This is a genomic window from Bradyrhizobium sp. CB2312 (assembly GCF_029714425.1).
Lineage (GTDB): Bacteria > Pseudomonadota > Alphaproteobacteria > Rhizobiales > Xanthobacteraceae > Bradyrhizobium.
Map to the genome: position 1 here is coordinate 5,673,562 of NZ_CP121668.1, position 16,521 is coordinate 5,690,082.

The 16,521-nt window shown below is 62.6% G+C and carries 13 protein-coding genes; 8 read left to right on the forward strand and 5 right to left on the reverse strand.

Annotated features, from left to right (window positions below):
- Nucleotides 1-19 precede the first annotated feature (19 nt).
- Nucleotides 20-1,240 (reverse strand): MFS transporter, encoded by a 1,221-nt coding sequence (locus QA642_RS27960; protein ID WP_283079729.1) that lies wholly within the window; start codon nt 1,238-1,240, stop codon nt 20-22.
- Nucleotides 1,241-1,611: 371 nt separating this feature from the next.
- On the opposite strand from QA642_RS27960, the gene QA642_RS27965 reads away from it, so the two are divergent.
- Nucleotides 1,612-2,070, forward strand: coding sequence for a cupin domain-containing protein (locus tag QA642_RS27965; RefSeq protein ID WP_283079730.1), 459 nt, complete (start codon nt 1,612-1,614; stop codon nt 2,068-2,070).
- A gap of 183 nt (nt 2,071-2,253) precedes the next feature.
- Here QA642_RS27965 and QA642_RS27970 read toward each other — a convergent pair whose 3' ends face one another.
- Both QA642_RS27970 and QA642_RS27975 read right to left on the reverse strand, forming a co-directional pair.
- Complete coding sequence (locus QA642_RS27970) at nt 2,254-3,603, reverse strand: squalene monooxygenase (protein WP_283079731.1); 1,350 nt, start codon at nt 3,601-3,603, stop codon at nt 2,254-2,256.
- Between the two features lie 271 nt (nt 3,604-3,874).
- Nucleotides 3,875-5,212 (reverse strand): extracellular solute-binding protein, encoded by a 1,338-nt coding sequence (locus QA642_RS27975; RefSeq protein ID WP_283079732.1) that lies wholly within the window; start codon nt 5,210-5,212, stop codon nt 3,875-3,877.
- 476 nt (nt 5,213-5,688) lie between these two features.
- Between QA642_RS27975 and QA642_RS27980 the strand changes: the two genes are divergently transcribed.
- Nucleotides 5,689-7,308 (forward strand): winged helix-turn-helix domain-containing protein, encoded by a 1,620-nt coding sequence (locus QA642_RS27980; protein ID WP_283079733.1) that lies wholly within the window; start codon nt 5,689-5,691, stop codon nt 7,306-7,308.
- Nucleotides 7,309-7,486: 178 nt separating this feature from the next.
- Here the strand turns inward: QA642_RS27980 and QA642_RS27985 are convergent, their stop codons facing one another.
- Nucleotides 7,487-10,600 carry an efflux RND transporter permease subunit gene (locus QA642_RS27985; protein WP_283079734.1) on the reverse strand — a complete coding sequence of 1,038 codons (3,114 nt, stop codon included), beginning with the start codon at nt 10,598-10,600 and terminating at the stop codon, nt 7,487-7,489.
- The gene (locus QA642_RS27990) at nt 10,597-11,700 is read right to left on the reverse strand and encodes an efflux RND transporter periplasmic adaptor subunit (protein WP_283079735.1); all 1,104 of its coding nucleotides are present in this window, start codon (nt 11,698-11,700) and stop codon (nt 10,597-10,599) included. Before QA642_RS27990 ends, QA642_RS27985 begins: the two co-directional genes overlap by 4 nt.
- Nucleotides 11,701-12,246: 546 nt before the next feature.
- On the opposite strand from QA642_RS27990, the gene QA642_RS27995 reads away from it, so the two are divergent.
- Genes QA642_RS27995 through QA642_RS28020 form a run of 6 tightly spaced genes read left to right on the forward strand, consistent with a single transcriptional unit; the run spans nt 12,247 to nt 16,335 of the window.
- Complete coding sequence (locus QA642_RS27995) at nt 12,247-12,714, forward strand: Na+/H+ antiporter subunit E (protein ID WP_283079736.1); 468 nt, start codon at nt 12,247-12,249, stop codon at nt 12,712-12,714.
- Nucleotides 12,707-12,997 (forward strand): MrpF/PhaF family protein, encoded by a 291-nt coding sequence (locus QA642_RS28000; protein WP_027560005.1) that lies wholly within the window; start codon nt 12,707-12,709, stop codon nt 12,995-12,997. Before QA642_RS27995 ends, QA642_RS28000 begins: the two co-directional genes overlap by 8 nt.
- The gene (locus QA642_RS28005; protein ID WP_027560006.1) at nt 12,994-13,287 is read left to right on the forward strand and encodes a monovalent cation/H(+) antiporter subunit G; all 294 of its coding nucleotides are present in this window, start codon (nt 12,994-12,996) and stop codon (nt 13,285-13,287) included. The genes QA642_RS28000 and QA642_RS28005 overlap by 4 nt, the downstream gene beginning before the upstream one ends.
- Entirely contained in the window at nt 13,284-14,228 is a 945-nt protein-coding gene (mbhE, locus tag QA642_RS28010) for a hydrogen gas-evolving membrane-bound hydrogenase subunit E (RefSeq protein ID WP_283079737.1), read from the forward strand. The genes QA642_RS28005 and mbhE overlap by 4 nt, the downstream gene beginning before the upstream one ends.
- Nucleotides 14,225-14,566, forward strand: a complete 342-nt coding sequence (locus tag QA642_RS28015) for an NADH-quinone oxidoreductase subunit K (protein ID WP_283079738.1) — start codon at nt 14,225-14,227, stop codon at nt 14,564-14,566. Before mbhE ends, QA642_RS28015 begins: the two co-directional genes overlap by 4 nt.
- Nucleotides 14,566-16,335 (forward strand): proton-conducting transporter membrane subunit, encoded by a 1,770-nt coding sequence (locus tag QA642_RS28020; protein ID WP_283079739.1) that lies wholly within the window; start codon nt 14,566-14,568, stop codon nt 16,333-16,335. The genes QA642_RS28015 and QA642_RS28020 overlap by 1 nt, the downstream gene beginning before the upstream one ends.
- Nucleotides 16,336-16,521 lie beyond the last annotated feature (186 nt).

Genomic DNA, 16,521 nt, shown 5'->3' on the forward strand with positions numbered 1-16,521 from the left:
CGCGCCTCGACGGTCGCCATCATGCCGCCGCCGGCGCCGCCTCGCCTTGCGGCTTGGCAAAGGGGCGGAATGTCATCGCCATCAGGAACGCGCCCAAGCCCATCGCCCAGGAGGCGATGTAGAGCCAGGCGTAGCTGGAGAACGCGTCATAGATCAGACCGCCGGCGAGCGGGCCGGTCGCCATGCCGAGGCTGCCGGCCATCGCGGTGCCGCCGATCACGGTGCCCATCATCCGCAGCGGAAAGTTTTCGCGGGCGAGCACGGCATAGAGCGGCATGGTGCCAGCATAGATGAAGCCGAACACGGCGCCGACCGCGTAGAACGTCGCGAGCTGATGCGCGAAGACATAAGCGAGCGCGCCGAACGCCTGGAGCAGCAGCCCCGAGACCAGCACGCGCTTGGCGCCGAAGCGGTCGCCCATCAGGCCGAAGGCGATGCGGCCGCCCATGCCGGCAAGGCCCTCGACACTGTAGATCGTCACCGCCGCGATCAGCGGGATGCCGCAGCTCACGGCATAGGACACGGTGTGGATGATCGGGCCGGAATGGGTGGCGCAGCAGAAGAAATTGGTCGCGAGCAGGATCAGGAATTGCGGCGAGCGCAGCGCCTCGGCCATCGACATTTCCCCCTGCCCCGTGCCCGCGCCTGACGGCGCGGCCGCGGCCTGCGCGAGCGCGGGCGGGCGGCGCACCAGCAGCGAGACCGGGATCATGATGGCGCCGACCACGAGCGCCACGATCTGCATCGAGGTGCGCCAGTCGTGGCCGGAGACGAGCCAGGCCGCGAGCGGCGACATCGTCATCGGCGCCATGCCCATGCCGGCCGACACGAGCGACACGGCAAGGCTGCGGTGCGTATCGAACCAGCCGGTGACGGTCGCCATCATCGGCGCGAAGATCGCGGCGCAGGAGGCGCCGACCAGCAGGCCGAACACGAACTGGAACAGCAGAAGCGAGGTCGCATGGCTCGCCGCGAACAGGCTGAGCGCCAGCACGGTCGATCCCGTCAGCACCACCGGACGCGGCCCGAACCTGTCCGTCGCCGTGCCCCAGGCCATGCTGGTGCAGGCCATCGCCAGGAAGCCGATCGTCATCGCGCTGGAGATGCCGGTCACCGACCAGCCGGTGTCCTTTGTGATCGGCTGCAGGAACACCGGCAGCGAGAACATGCCGCCGATCGCGACGCAGCCAAGCAGGCCGCCGGCGGCGACGATCACCCAGCGATAGGAGGAAGCATTCATTTTGGTCTCCCGTCAGATCTGTCTGGGTGGAAGACGAATGGGAACCGTGCGGGCCGACAGAGTAGCGTGATTTTTTGCGGTGGGCTCCCTGGCCTCGCGAATTTCGGGCCCGCACATCAAAAATCTCGAAAACAACGCCATGCACAGTAGCCGGCAGCAGCGGGATCAATGACTTACGAGGCGCATCGCTTGCGATGCCCAAGAATTGCTAGGAATCGCGATGCCAGCAAGCGATTTGACACGTCGGGCAAAACACCGGCATGATGTCATCATCCCGCCAGCATAGTCGCATCACGTTTGGACGCCCGCCGATCATGGCGCGCGGTCGCCGATCCGTGCGCGATGCGCTGGTTTTCGAATGGACCCTTGACATGCCAAAGATCGACATCGCCGCAGTCCCGACCCGCAAGGGCTCGGGCTATCCGGCCCCCTTCGACGCGCCGTGCGCCGAGCGCATCCGCAAGCGGCTCGGCAACGCCGGGGGACTTGCGGATTTCGGCGTCAATCTGATGCGCCTGCCGCCGGGCAACTGGTCGAGCCAGCGGCACTGGCATTCGCATGAGGACGAGTTCGTCTATGTGCTCGAAGGCGAACTGGTGCTGATCGAGGACCAGGGCGAAACCGTGCTGCGCGCGGGCGACTGCGCCGCCTTCCCGAAAGGCAGTGGCAACGGCCATCACATGATCAACCGCTCGGATGCAGTGGCGGTCTATCTCGAGGTCGGCTCGCGCGCGCCCGAGGACCTCACGACCTGCTCCGACATCGACATGATGAGTGCGAACTCCGACGGCCGCTTCGTGCACAAGGACGGTACGCGCTATCCGGACTAAGCCGTGTACCTGCAAACGTGACTGGCGACTACGCTCGCTTCGCGCCTATAGCGACCAAGTTCGTGCGGCAGCGCGGTATGTCGCGATGGTCCATGAAGAGACTCATGCACCGCTGCAATTACGAGTTGGCTGATCCATCACGGCGGCACGCTCGAAAACGGCGTAAATCGCTCCCCGCAAGAGTCACACCTCGGTCATTTTCGCAAGCACTCGCTCGACGAGCGCAGGATCGCGATAGACGCTGCGTGGCTTCAATAGATGTTGGACCTCGACGGTTAGCTTATGGACGGCCGGATCTTCGGCGGCAAGCCGGGTCAGGGCGATACCGAAGTTGCGCGTCATCTCAAAATCCGCCGGACGTTGCCCGCGCGTACTGGGAAACGCGAAGTCGAGTATGGCCACCGACCACGGCGTCTCGATCAACGTCGGCACTTCGGCGAAGAAAGCAGGTGCCAGCCCGGCGATTGAATCGCTGTTTACCGCTAGTCTCTCGAGAAGCCCTTGGAGCAGGCGCGCCTCCAGGGCGGCCACGCTCATGCCTTGCCCGTAGACGGGATTGAACCGACAAATTGCGTCGCCGATCGGCAACAGCCCGCGGGGAAAACCATCGAGCCGCTCGAAATGACGCCGCACGCTTTCCGGGAAACCGTAGCGCGCGACCCCGTCGAGGCGCCTGGCGTGCTTGATCGCATTGTAGATCGTCGGCGTCCGAAGCGATCGAGCATACGTCAGGAACCCCTCCGCATCACCGGGCGGGACCTCACCGAGGCGGCCGCTAAGGGTTACCATCCACCGGTCGCCCTCGAGCGGAAGCAAGATGCCACCCCGGCGATTGTGGGGCGCCTGAGCGAAGGTGATGACGCCTTTCCACTCGGTCGGCGCATCGTCGGAAACTGCAAAGACACATGTGGAATAGGAGAGATCGATGCCGATTGTGGTCTCCTCGGGCAGCGGTCGGCCGCCCGATTGCAGCAGGGCGAGAGTGAGCGTGCCGCGTCCGGTGGCGTCGACGACAAGATCCGCAGCGATCGTCTCGCTCGTGCCCCTGCCATTCTCGCAGCGCACGCCGATGACCGCCTCTCCATTTGGCGACGCCAGCACTTCCGTGACCCGGCAGCGCTGGCGCAACACGATGTTGGCGAGGCCTTCGACCCGGCGCCGCACGACGTGCTCGATGGTGGGCCGTGACGCCGCATAACCGCACCAGCCGAGATCGCGTTGCGGGAAGGGATTGTAGCCCGGGGGCTCGAGGCGGGTATCGAGACCGGCCTTGAGCCGCACGCCTCCCGCCCGTGCGAGATCCTGCTCGAATCCCGGGAACAGCTCGCTGAGAGCGCGCTGGCCGCTGAGCAGCAACGCATGCACATGCCGCGCCTGCGGCGTCCCGGCGCGACGCGTGGGCTCCACGGGTAGAGTGTCGCGCTCCAGAACAACGAGCTGCTCGAAGTGGTCGGCAAGCGCCCCTGCGGCCGCGAGCCCACCCATTCCCGCGCCGATCACGACAGCCTGCTTGCCGACGAGAGTTGATGCCATCGCCACCTCCCATTTCCAAGTGTGTCTTGATCGACTCGAATCGATCCAAGCGCGGGCGAGCGCTCGGGGCCCGGTGATGATGGCTCGGTGTGCCCTGAGAGCAAAAACGGGTCGAGTTAAGCAAATAACGAGTCTGCGGGATGGTTGTGCGGCCGGTCGTCGAGAACGGCCCGTGCAGTCGTTGGGTACCCACGTGTTGCGAACATTAGTCTTAGCGCTGGCCGCGTTTGGCCGATCCGCTACGTGGAGCGAGCCGCCATACCTCCCGTCGTCAGCCTCGCATGAAGCCCTCGCACTCGCCCTCCGCCCACGCGAGGCTGCTCTCCAGTGCTTCACCCCGCGAGTAGCGGAGGCACATTTTGGTCATCGTCGCCTGCGCGAAGATCTGCTGTGCGATCTTCGGCGGCGCGGGCCAAGCCGCGATTGATAGTCTCTGATGATTGTAGGGATTGGGATAGTGGTAGAGCGTGCCTTTCGGCGGCTCCGCTTCCGCCCAGACCCTCAAGTTCGTGAACTTCACGTAGGCCGGGAGATCATAACCGCCGCTGGCGACCACCAGCTTCTCAATCGACGACGCCTGCGAGAGATGCGCGAGCAGGCTCTTCGCCGCCTCCTTGTTCTTGGAGAAATTCCAGATGCCCCAGAAGAAAGGGAAATACGGCGCAAAGCGGCCCTTCGGGCCCGCCGGGAGGCCGTGGGTCCAGCATTGCTCGGCAACGTGTGGTGCATCGCGCTTGGCCACCGCCCAAGGACTCGGCGGATTCATGATCAGCGCGCCCCTGCCAGAGATCAACCATTTGTTGTTGGAAGCATCATCCCACGCCGGCACGTCGGGGGGCAGGAACGCGATCAGCCTCTTGTAAAATTCCAGCGCTTGGCGCACCTCGTCGGTCTTGACCGTAAGATTACCGTTGGCATCGACCAGCTGCGCGCCGAATGACTGGAAGAATGCCCCGGCGGCAACCACGCTGTCGACGGTCTCTCCCAACCCGATGCCGAAGGGGAAGCCGCCTTTGTGGCAGGCTTCAGCGGCCTTCAGGAAGGCGTCCATCGTCCAGCTGTCGGCCTGCGGCGGGCTGCCAGCCGGGTAGATCGCCTGCACATCGATGCCGGCGTATTTCTTCATCAGATCAATGCGAGAGCAAGGAGCCTGGATTTGGCTGCCGATCGTAGCGGGAATGGCCATCCAAGTGTCGTTTACTTGGCCAAGATACTTCACCGTGCCATTCACCTCGCCGTTCTGCTTGAGGATCGGCTCCATGACATCGTTCACCGGCTCGAGCCGTTCGGCATAATTGTGAACACGCCACGTGGTCATCGCAAGAATGTCGTGTCCGGCCTTCGCTTGCGCTTCGGCGGCGCCGGTTAGAAGGAGTTTGTTGCCTTGGCTGCCAATGTAATCGATCTGAACGTCGACCTTTGCCTTTTCGGCCCATTCTTTGACGAGATCCGCGGAGGTCGTGTTGGCGCCCGGCACAAAGTGGTCCCAAAAACCTATCGATAGCTTACCGGCGGCGTAGGCGCCGCGCACATAAGGCGCGGTGACGAGCGCGGCGGAAGACATGGCCGACGCGGTTACAAACTGTCGTCGAGAAAACTTTCGTGACATTTGTTCCCTCCACGCTGATCAATGGGCTGTTTTGTTTCTCGTGTGCTTCCTCGGCGCTGCGCGAAAAAGAGGGGCGCGCAGCTGTTGAAGATTTGGATGGCCGGGTCTGCGTCCACCCGCAATCATGATACGACAAAGCGATAGCGGCTGCGCTGGTCGCGATAGAGGCGCGTCGCATGGTCTTCAAGGCCATGACAACTTCCTTGGCATTTACGAGGGGCGTTGCCGCCGATCCTTCAAGCGGAGGCCCACGTTAACTCTCTTACCGCCGCTCGGGTACGGCCGGGCAGCAAGGTAAGCCGTTGGCTGCACTCCTGGATTGTCTCTGCGCAAATCGCTGCCAGCCTAAAGACCGTATCAGGTCGTGGGTGAACGCTCTTGACATTCTGCTTACATTCTCCTCACCGACCGCATATTCTTGCGTTGCAACCGGCACGGGACACCGTCGGGAGAAAGTTACCCAAGGAATTGCCAGCTTGCGGTATCTCTTCGAGCAGTACGCGTTCGACACCGACCGTCGCGAACTTTACCGCGGGGCGCAATTGGTTTCCGTTGCTCCGCAGGTGTTCGATCTGCTCGCTTACCTGATCCGCAACAGGGAACGGGTCGTGAGTAAGGACGACCTCATCAATAACGTTTGGAACGGCCGTGTCGTGTCCGATGCTGCAGTGACGACGCGCCTGAATGTCGCTCGGAGCGTGATCGGAGATTCCGGCGAGAAACAACATTTTATCAAAACTCTGCAACGCAAGGGCTTTCGTTTTGTTGGGGCGGTGCAGGAAGTGCGCCGGCCTGCAGACGTGTTGCCCCCAGCCTGTTCTGGTGAACAGATCTTTCAGGTTATAGCTGACCCGGATCGGCCCGATGCCGCGACCGTTACGATGTCCATTCCTGCGCCGCGTCTTTCCATCGTCGTGCTGCCATTCGCAAACATCGGAGGTGATCCCGAGCAGGACTATTTCGTCGACGGCGTGACCGAGAGCCTGACCACCGACCTTTCGCGCATCAGCGGCTCATTCGTGATCGCTCGCAACACCGCTTTCACCTTCAAGGGCAAAATTGTCGATGTAAGGCAGATCGGACGCGAGTTGAACATCCGCTATGTTCTCGAAGGTTCAGTGCAGCGAGGCGGCAACCGGATTCGCGTGAATGTTCAGCTGATCGATGCCGAAACCGGCACTCACCTCTGGGCCGAGCGGTTCGAGAAACCCGTCGCCGACCTGTTCGACACGCAGGATGAAATCGTATCGCGGCTAGCAAACACGCTGAATGCCCAGCTCATTCAGGTTGAGGCGCGGCGAGCGGGACGTTCAACCCATCCCGATGCGATGGACCTGTATTTCCAAGGCTGGGCTTACGAGAACAATGGGACGACCGCGGACTACATGACGCAAGCGCAGGTCTTTTTCGACCGTGCCCTGGCGCTTGATCCCGGAAACATTGAGGCGCTGGTCGGTTCGGCGCGGGTTAGAGCGGCGTTTGGTGCCAACCTTATGCGCGACGACTGGACCGCACACTTTGTTGCGGCCGAAGCAGTCATAGTGCGGGCTCTGTCCCTTGCGCCAAACCATGCTCGGGCCCATAGCGTCCTGGGTTTCGTCCAGTCATTTACCCATCGCGCGGTCCAAGGCATCGCTGAATGCGAACGAGCGTTGGCACTGGATCACAATTTGGCCGACGCTCATGCCTTCATCGGTCTCGCTAAGACTTTTCTCGGTCGCAGCGATGAGACCGAGGCCCATGTCCGCGAGGCGCTTCGCCTCTCTCCTCGCGATAACTACGCCTACCGGTGGTCAATGTTTGTCGGTCTCGCCAAGTTGGCGCTCGGCGCCGACGTGGAAGCGGTTGCCTGGCTGCGCCGGAGCATCGAGGCCAACCGAAACCATCCCATCCCGCATTGCTTTCTCGCCGCCGCTCTGGCTCTGCTCGGCTCACCGGACGAGGCGCGGGCCGCCGCGCGGGCGGGCCTTGTGCTCAATCCGACCTTCACTCTCCGCCGCTTCCGAGCCCGCGCGGCGAGCGACCATCCGGCTTACCTCGCCGGGCGCGAGCGTGTGTATGAGGGCCTGCGCATGGCCGGGGTGCCGGAGGGCTGATGTCCGCTTCGGGTCCAGAAGCTGCCCTACCCGCCAGGTCGCAGTTTTCCCCGACAGACATTACATACGAAAGCGCGCCCCCACTGCGGGTGCCGAAACTGTAAAGCTTTGTCCAAGGGGTATGAGCGCGGCTTCGATCAACGCGATGAACCCGCTCAAGACGAAGGACATAGGTTGACTACATTGTCGTAGGCGAGGATTCCCCTTTCGAGCTTTGCCCTCTGCGCATTGGCGGCTTACGCAGCGCGGGACCTTCGGCCGACTCCGTGGCGCCGAACCAGGTGACATAGAGCGTCGGCAGGAAGACGAGCGTAAGAACCGTGCCAACCAGCAAGCCACCCATGATCGCGAAGGCCATTGGACCCCAGAAGACTGTAGGTGCGATCGGAATCATTCCGAGGACAGTCGACACAGCGGTCAACATGATCGGGCGAAATCGGGAACTGCTACCGTCGACCGCGGCTTCCCAGGGCGTCTTCCCTAGAGCACGTTCGGCGTCAATCTGACCAATCAGAATGACCACGTTCTTGCTGATCATGCCGAGAAGCGCCAGCACACCGAGAATGGCGACGAAGCCTAGCGGCCTTCCTGACAGCATCAAGGCGGCAACGACACCGATCAGACCAAGCGGCGCCACGCTGAGGACCATGAAAAGTCTCGGAAAGCTCTGGAGTTGCGCCATAAGGATAGTGAACATGACGAACAGCATCACCGGAACCACAGCCAGCACGGATGCCTGCGACTTCTGGCTCTCTTCCACCGTGCCACCCACGACCACGTCGTACGACGGCGGGAGCGTCTTTCTGAAGCTCTCGATCGCCGGCGACAGCGACGTGACCACGCTTGCCGGCAACGTGTTGCCGACGATAGCCGCCTGGACGGTCAAGGTCGGAACGCGATCGCGTCTCCAGATGAGCGGAAATTCTTGGTCATATTCGAAGGATGCAAACTGGCCGAGAGGAACGGTTTGCCCGCTCGGCAAGGCCACCTGCAGATTGCGCAGGCTGTCCAGCGAAACCCTCTGCGCGTCGGTCGCACGCGCGACCACGTTGACCAGGTAGATATCGTCGCGAACCTGGGTTATCGGCGTGCCGGTCATCATCGCGTTCAACGTGGTTGCGATCGCCTGCGAGCTGAGGCCGAGAAGGCGGGCTTCATTCTGATCGACGCGGATGCGCACCTGTCGATCGGGCTCCATCCAGTCGAAATTGACCTGCCTGGTCTCCAGACTGGAACCAACGATCCGTCCAACATCGAGCGCAATCTCTCGTACCCGCTCTACGTCAGGCCCGCTGACGCGGTACTGTACTGGCCATCCAACCGGAGGTCCAAGCTCGAGCGGAGAAACGAACGAAATTGCCTTGGGGAATTCCTGAGCCAGGAGCTTTTCGAGCTTGGCATGCAGCCGGTCGCGGGCCGCAACGTCCTTGGCGACCACAACGCTCTGGGTAAAGAAGTCGTTCGGTAGTTGCACATTGAGGGGCAAGTAGAAGCGGATGGCGCCGCGTCCAACATAGGTGCTCCATCTTGCGACATCGGAATCCGCCCCAAGAGCCGCATCCAGACGCTTCGCCGCCGCCTCGCTCGCATAGATTGACGCGTTCTGCGGCAAACTGATATCTACCAGCAATTCCGGACGATCCGACGACGGAAAGAACTGCCGCGGGATCAACGGCATCGCAAGGACCGCGGCTACCAGGAGCGCCACCGAGATCGCGATCGTCAGCCATTTCCCGCGCATCGCGAATGTCAGGAAGCTCCGGTACATCCGGAAAATCCTGCCCGGATCCGCGGAGTCGCGTTGCCGGGGCGGGACCAAGATCGCAGCGCCGAGCAGTGGCGTGAAAATGACCGCCACGAACCACGATACCAGCAGCGCGATCGTGACCACGGCAAACAGCGAGAACGTGTATTCGCCGGCCGAGCTCGCCGCAAAGCCCACCGGGATAAAGCCCGCGATCGTCACCAACGTGCCCGCGAGCATCGCCATCGCATGGGTCCGGTATGCGAAAGTTGCCGCCTCGACCTTGCTGGCGCCCTCCGCCAATTTGTTGAGCGTCGCGTCGGTCGTCGTCATCGCGTCGTCGACCAGCAACGCGAGCGCAATGATCAGTGCGCCAAGCGATATACGCTGCATGTCGATGCCAAGAAGCGCCATGATCGGAAACACGATCGCCAGCGTGAAAGGTATGGCAAGCGCAATGATCAGGCCGGGGCGTACGCCGAGGCTGATGAAGCTCACCACCATGATGATGGCGATCGCCTGCATCAGCGAGACCATGAACTCCCGGATCGCGTGGTCGACGACAACGGGCTGGTCCGCGACCAAGCTCGGCTCAATTCCGATCGGAAGTTCCGCCGTGATCCGGGCCATTGCCTTTCTGAGGTTGGCGCCGAGCGCAAGGATGTCGCCGCCATCCCGCATGGCGATGGCAAGTCCTATTGCCGGCTGACCATTGACACGAAACATCGGCTGGGGCGGGTCCGTGTAACCGCGCCGTACGCGGGCCATATCTCTCAAGCGCAGCATGCGGCCGCCCGCCGAGAAGTTGATGTTGGCGATGTCCTGCTCCGACTGGAAGCCTCCCGACACCCGAATCGAAATGCTTTCCGAGCTTGTCTGTATCGTTCCGGCCGGACGCACGATGTTTTGCGACTGGAGCGCTGCAATCAGGGCGGACCGATCAACGCCGAGGGCCGCGAGCTCCTTGGTGGAAAATTCGACGAAGATCACTTCATCCTGCTCGCCCAACAGCTCGATCTTCGACACGTCGGGCACGAGAAGCAGCCTCGAGCGGGTCTCCTCGACCCGATCGCGCAACTCACGCTGGCTGAAGCCGTCGCTGGTGAAGCCGTAGATGATCCCGAACGTATCGCCGAATTCGTCATTGAACGCCGGCCCAATGACGCCGTCGGGCAGCGTATGGCGCATGTCGCCGATCGACTTGCGCACGTGGTACCAGGTGTCGGCAACCTCTCTTGCGTTTGCGCTGCCCTTCAGATTCACGAAGACGATCGAGACGCCGGCCCTCGTGAAACTTCGCAGGAAGTCGAGATGCGGCGTTTCCTGAAGTCGACGTTCGAGGCGCTCCGTCACCTGTTTCACCGTTTCCTCCACGGATGCGCCAGGCCAGGCGGCCTGAACAACCATGGTCTTGATGATGAAGGCTGGATCTTCGTTGCGCCCCAACCGGAAATAGGACAGTACGCCGGCAATGACCGCAACGATCATCATGTAGACGACCAGCGAGCGGTGCTTCAGCGCCCAATCGGAAAGATTGATTCCGCTCATGGCCCTGATCCGAGAACGCGGACTGTCTGACCCGAGTGAAGCGCCTGGACGCCGGCGGTGACAATGACTTCACCGGTGTCGAGTCCTTGCGAGATCACCGCTTGGGCTTCATCGAACCGTAGCACATCCACATTGCGAACTGAGACCGTGTTGTTGGCGGGATCGACGACCCAAACGGCGGGGCGTTGGTTCATCCTGGTCAGGGCGGAAGAAGGAATATCGATCATCGGCCCGGCACTCGTGCTCACCCTTCCGACGACCGTCGCGCCCAGCCGCATCGCCGGCGGGGGATCGGTCAGACCGACTCTGACCTCGAAGGTCCGCGTCACGGCGCTGGCCTGCGCGGCGACCTCGCGAACGCGCCCCTTCGCCTTTATTGTCGGATCATCGGCTAGGCTGACTTCGACCTCCGGATCCGAAGAAGCCGATCTGACCAATTGAGAGGGAATGTCGAAGACGGCGTCGCGGCCGTCTTGTCGCGCGATCCTCGCAATCATCTGCCCGACCTGGACCACTTCGCCGGCTCCCGGGCCGGTGGCGGTTATCACGCCGGGTGCATCGGCCGTCAGTTCGGTGAAACCGACGAGGTCATGTGCGGCGCTCAGTTGCGCCTCAGCCGCGTCGACCTGCGACTGCGCAGTTTGCTGGGCCTGGGTGGCAGCATCGAAATTGGCGCGCGTTGTCCAGCCCTGCGCCAAGAGCGTCTCCTGACGGTCGAAGTGATTGCGTGCCTGCGTCAACTGTCCCTGCGCCGCAGCCAGAGATGCCTGCGCCTGACGCAGTCCATTCAGTTCGTTCTGTGACTCCAATCGCGCCAGCATTTGGCCGGCTTTGACCCTGTCGCCAATCTTGGTGTCGTTGCTCAGAAGTCGCCCGGATATCCGGAACGCAACATTCACTTCATCTTCGGCTTCGATCCGCCCTGTAAATGTCAGGGGTGTTGTGACCTTGCGCTTTTCCACAGTCGACGTGCGCACGATTCGCGGAACGGGCGTGTCATTCGTTGCCTGTTCTCTGCCGCAGGCTCCCAGGGTCAGCGAGAATGCCGCCACGAACGTCGACGTTACCATGTATCGGAACGTGCAACGGCTGCCGCTCATGGACATCACCTCTTGCGTTCCAAGACTATCGCCGTGGGTATTTTGCCGAACGGCTTTGGTATAAAAATCGGTAAATCTACTCGGTGCGGCTGGATTTAATCGTGGTTTGCCGAGGTGTGTTCGTAGGGAGTTTTCCTAGGGGTGATCAGGCCTTCACCCGATATCGCCAGTTCTGCTGCCAATACATGATGGGATCACGAGATGGAGTATGGCGCGCGGCGGAGCCGTCGCGCGCTACTCGCGCTTCACTTGATCGGCGCCGTCGAACCTTGAGGGTCGCGAGATCCTATCCAAGACGATGGCGCCGGACGATCCACTCGTGGGCGCCATCGGAACCATTTTGGATGATGATGTATCGCTACGCCAGCTCGCGGCTTGAGCATTGAATGACTTGCCGAGAGAGACATCTTCCGCGAAGTTTACGTTTATCTCCCGCAAGTCCGTATCTTCGCCGCAACGCAGGCGCCGACGTTAGAAACGAGCCAGGAAGCGGCCATGAAAGGTCCCTCGGCTGATCCAGATGCATGCGCCGCCGCAGCTGGTCCATTGTGGCCGGTCGCGACGTACCGAGCATCATTGTTCTTTTGCCTGTGGCTGGTGCTTGCCGGTGTCGATGTCGCCGATCTTCCCGCCGCCGCGGCCGCGATCGCCGCCGCAACTTGGACGAGCCTGCACCTGCTCGAGCCGAGCCGCGCGCGGCGATCGGTTCGCGCCATCGCCCGCCTGATCCTTCTTTTCCTGTATCACTCGGTGGTCGCCGGAGCAGACGTTGCAGGGCGCGCACTTAATCCCCGATTGCCGCTGCACCCGGGATTTGTGACCTATCCGAGTCGGCTTTCGCCCGGGCTGCGGCAGAACGTGTTCACGACGCTCACCAGCCTGCTGCCCGGGACGGTGCCGGCGGGCGAGGAGAACGGAGAGATCGTCTATCATTGCCTCGACATCCGACAGCCGGTCGTGACCGATCTTGCCGCCGAGGAACTGGCGCTGGTTCAAGCCCTATACAATGACTGAGTTCCTGACCGCCGCAGTCGGCTTGATCCTGGCCCTGCTGGCACTCGGGCTGGTGTCGATATTGCGTGGTCCGGGCGATGCGGACCGTATGATGGCGGCGCAATTGATCGGCACCGCAGGCATTGCCGTGTTGCTCCTTCTCGGCACCGTGACGGGCGTCCCGGCGGCCATCGACGTGGCATTGATCCTGGCGTTGCTCGCCACCTTCGCGTCCATCGCGTTCGTCAAGAAGGGGCTTTCCCGCCTCGAAACCGACGGGCTTGATTCAACGGGGGACAGATGAACCTCGCACGCGACGTCGTGACGATTGCCTGCGTGTCGGCGGGAGCGTTCTTCTTCCTCGCCGGCACCGTCGGCCTTCTTCGCTTTCCCGACACCCTGACCCGCCTACACGCGCTGACCAAGGCAGACAATCTCGGCCTGGGCTTCGTCGTGCTTGGCTTGCTCCCACAGGCAGGAAGCCTGCGCGACGGGTTGAAGCTGATCTGCATCTGGATGTTCGCACTGCTTGCCGGCGCCACCGTTTCCCAGTTGATCGCGCGCACGGCGCGCCAGAGCGGAGCGGCCAAATGAGTACCGCAACAGTCTTCGAGATCGCACTCGCCGCCGTGGTGCTGGGCCTCGCCATCTGGACCATCGCCGTCCCCGATACCTATTCGTCCACCGTCGGGTTCGTCGCCTACGGCCTCCTGGTTGCGCTGATATGGGTGCGTCTCGACGCGGTCGATGTCGCACTAACGGAGGCCGCCATTGGCGGAGGTCTCGGCGGCGTGATGCTGTTAGGGGCGGCCGCCAGACTGCGCGGTAGCGAGGTGACAACGGCCGAACGTTGCAGCCTCACCGTGCGTCTCAGCGCCGCCATATTGTCTGCATCGACAGCGGCGGTGCTGGCCTTCGCAATCCTGCTCCTGCCGAATCCGCCACCAACGCTGGCACCGGCGGCCGTCTCGAATGCGGGAGCAACCGGAATGGCCAATCCCGTCACCAACGTGCTCATGGCCTTCCGCGGGATGGACACCATGCTCGAGAAGGTCGTGCTCCTGCTTGCCATCGTCGGTGTGTGGTCGCTCGCGGCGGACCGCAATTGGGGCGGTCGTCAGGGACCGCGCCACGAGGCCGACCCCAAGGGCGTTCTCGCCTTTCTCGCGCGCCTCCTTCCTCCCGCGGGCATCGTCGTCGGCATTTACATGCTGTGGACGGGGGCCGATCACCCCGGCGGAGCATTTCAGGGCGGCGCGGTTCTCGCGTCGATGTGGCTCTTGGTCATCATGGCTGGTTTGGCGGATACGCCACCCGTGAGCAGTCCACGGCTGCGGCTGGTCCTAGTGGCCGGGCCTGGCCTGTTTCTGGCCGTCGGCTTCGGTGGACTTTGCTTCGGAGCGGCGTTCCTCGCCTACCCGGTTGCAATCGCTAAACCTCTGATCATTGGCATCGAGGTCGCGATGACCCTGACGATTGCAGCGACACTCGCCCTCCTGCTCGCCGGCGCGCCGGAAAGGAGTGTCGAGCCATGAGCGGCGTCACGGTGTTTGGATCATTCGCAGCTGCGGCGATTGGACTTGGGCTCTACGGCCTGATTACCAATCCGCGACCGCTTCGCAAGATCATCGCATTCAATCTGGTCGGCAGCGGCGTCTTTCTTCTGTTTGGCATCGTCGGACGAAGGGGCACCGCGGCGGGCGTTGGCAATGATCCGGTCCCACAAGCCCTGGTGATCACGGGAATAGTGGTAGCGTTTTCCGCAACGGCCCTGGCGATCGCCTTGCTGCTCCGATTGTTCCAGACCGGCGGCTCCCTGACGCTCGGCAGTCGCGCGCCGCCGGGCCCGCGGTCCGACCCATCCGGTGACTGATGTTGGCTCCTGCCTCAGCGCTGGCGACGACGACGTTCGGCTTCGTGCTAGTCCTGTCGGTCGCCGTACCGGTTGCGGGCATCCTGCTGGCATTCACTCTCGGCGACCGTTACGTCCGGCAGGTAGCCCTAGCGGTTGTACCGTTGGGGTTGGCGATTGCGGGGGCCATTCTCCTGGCCGTGCCGCAGGGCGGCGGCCTCATAGTCTATCTACTTGGTGCATGGTCGCCCCCGCTAGGAGTGGCCTTGCGCGCGGACGGACTGTCGGCGGTGATGCTCGCGACCACGGCGATTGTGATCTGCGCGGTCGCCGTCTTCGCCACGACTGACTTTCGTCCAGCATCGGACGCACGCACCTCCTTCGCATTCTGGATCCTGTTGCTTGCCGTTTGGGCAGCGCTGAACATGATCTTCGTTGGCGGCGATCTCTTCACCCTGTATGTCGCGCTGGAGTTGCTGACATTCGCCGCAGTCCCGCTGGTCTGCCTCGATGGCCGCGCGGAGACGCTTCAGGCCGCGTTACGCTATCTTGTCTTTGCATTGCTCGGCTCGGTTCTCTACCTGCTGGGCGCGGCCCTGCTCTACGGCTTTTATGGGACGCTCGACATGGTGCTCATGTCGCGTGTCGTCTCAGCGCAGCCGGGCGTGCTCATTGCCGTCGCATTGATGACGGTCGGCCTCCTCGCAAAGACCGCGCTCTTCCCGTTGCACCTGTGGTTGCCGTCCGCTCACGCCGGCGCGCCGGCCGCGGCGAGCGCAATTCTATCCGGCTTGGTCGTGAAGGGATCGTTCTTCATCCTTCTGCGGCTTTGGTTCGACGTGATACCTGGCCTGCCCAGCCTTGCCGCCACGCAATTCCTGGCGGCACTGGGGACCGGCGCGATCGTGATCGGAAGCGTGGTCGCCTTGCGGCAGGAGCGCCTCAAGCTGCTCGTAGCATATTCGACGTTGGCTCAGATCGGGTATCTCTTCTTGATCTTTCCGCTCGCTGCCAATGCCTTGGGTCAACTCGAGACCGGGCAAGCCTTTGCGGCGGGATTGCTGCAGGCGATCTCTCACGCCTCCGCAAAGGCGGCGATGTTCCTGGCCGTCGGATCGATCTACACCGGGCTGGGCCATGACCGCATTACCGGGCTGGGCGGTGTCGCACGTGTCCTACCTCTCAGCGTACTGACCTTCGCAGTGGGTGGCCTCGCGCTGATGGGCGTTCAACCCAGCGGCGCAGCCTTTGCGAAAGAGCTTCTGCTGCAGGAGGCAACGAGGACAGGACAGTGGTGGTGGGCCGCGGTGCTGCATGCCGGTGGAATGTTCACGACCGCCTATGTCCTGTTGGTTCTGGCCTATGCGCTCGCGCCTTCCGATCAACCGATCGCGCCCATCCAGACGGCGCTGCCAAGCCGCGACCTACCCGCGCTCGCCCTGGCGATCTGTTCGCTGCTGCTTGGCTTAGTACCCTGGGAACCATACCTGCCGATCTCACATGATGTGCTGCCGAAATTGTTCAGTAGCGATGGGTTCGCAAAATTGCTCCTGTCCGTGCTGGGAGGTGCGACGCTCGCCATCCTGCTAAATCCCTGGCGGCATCCGCTGGCTGCCTCGTCCGGCTGGAAGGCGCTGGGGAAGGTCCTCGAGCCGCTACGGCGCATCTGCTTTGGATTCGGCAACCTGGTCGAACAAGCCGATGGTCTTCTTCGCGAATGGGCCGCGGCAGGCATCTCCCTGCTACTGCTCGGCCTGGCCCTCGCCGTATTGATGTTCGCCGCAAACTGAAGACATATCGTTCGGATTGATCCAGCCCGGCAGCAGCTGGTTCTGCCGCGCACGAACCACCATCATTCGCACCGGGTTCGCTTTGAGTCGGGCGCGTCGAACGCTCGGCCAAGCTAAGTCCGCTTCGGGTCTTGGCCGTGTAAAAACGATCTCAAAGGGCGTCGGTCCCGGAAGCGGGGAGCCGCG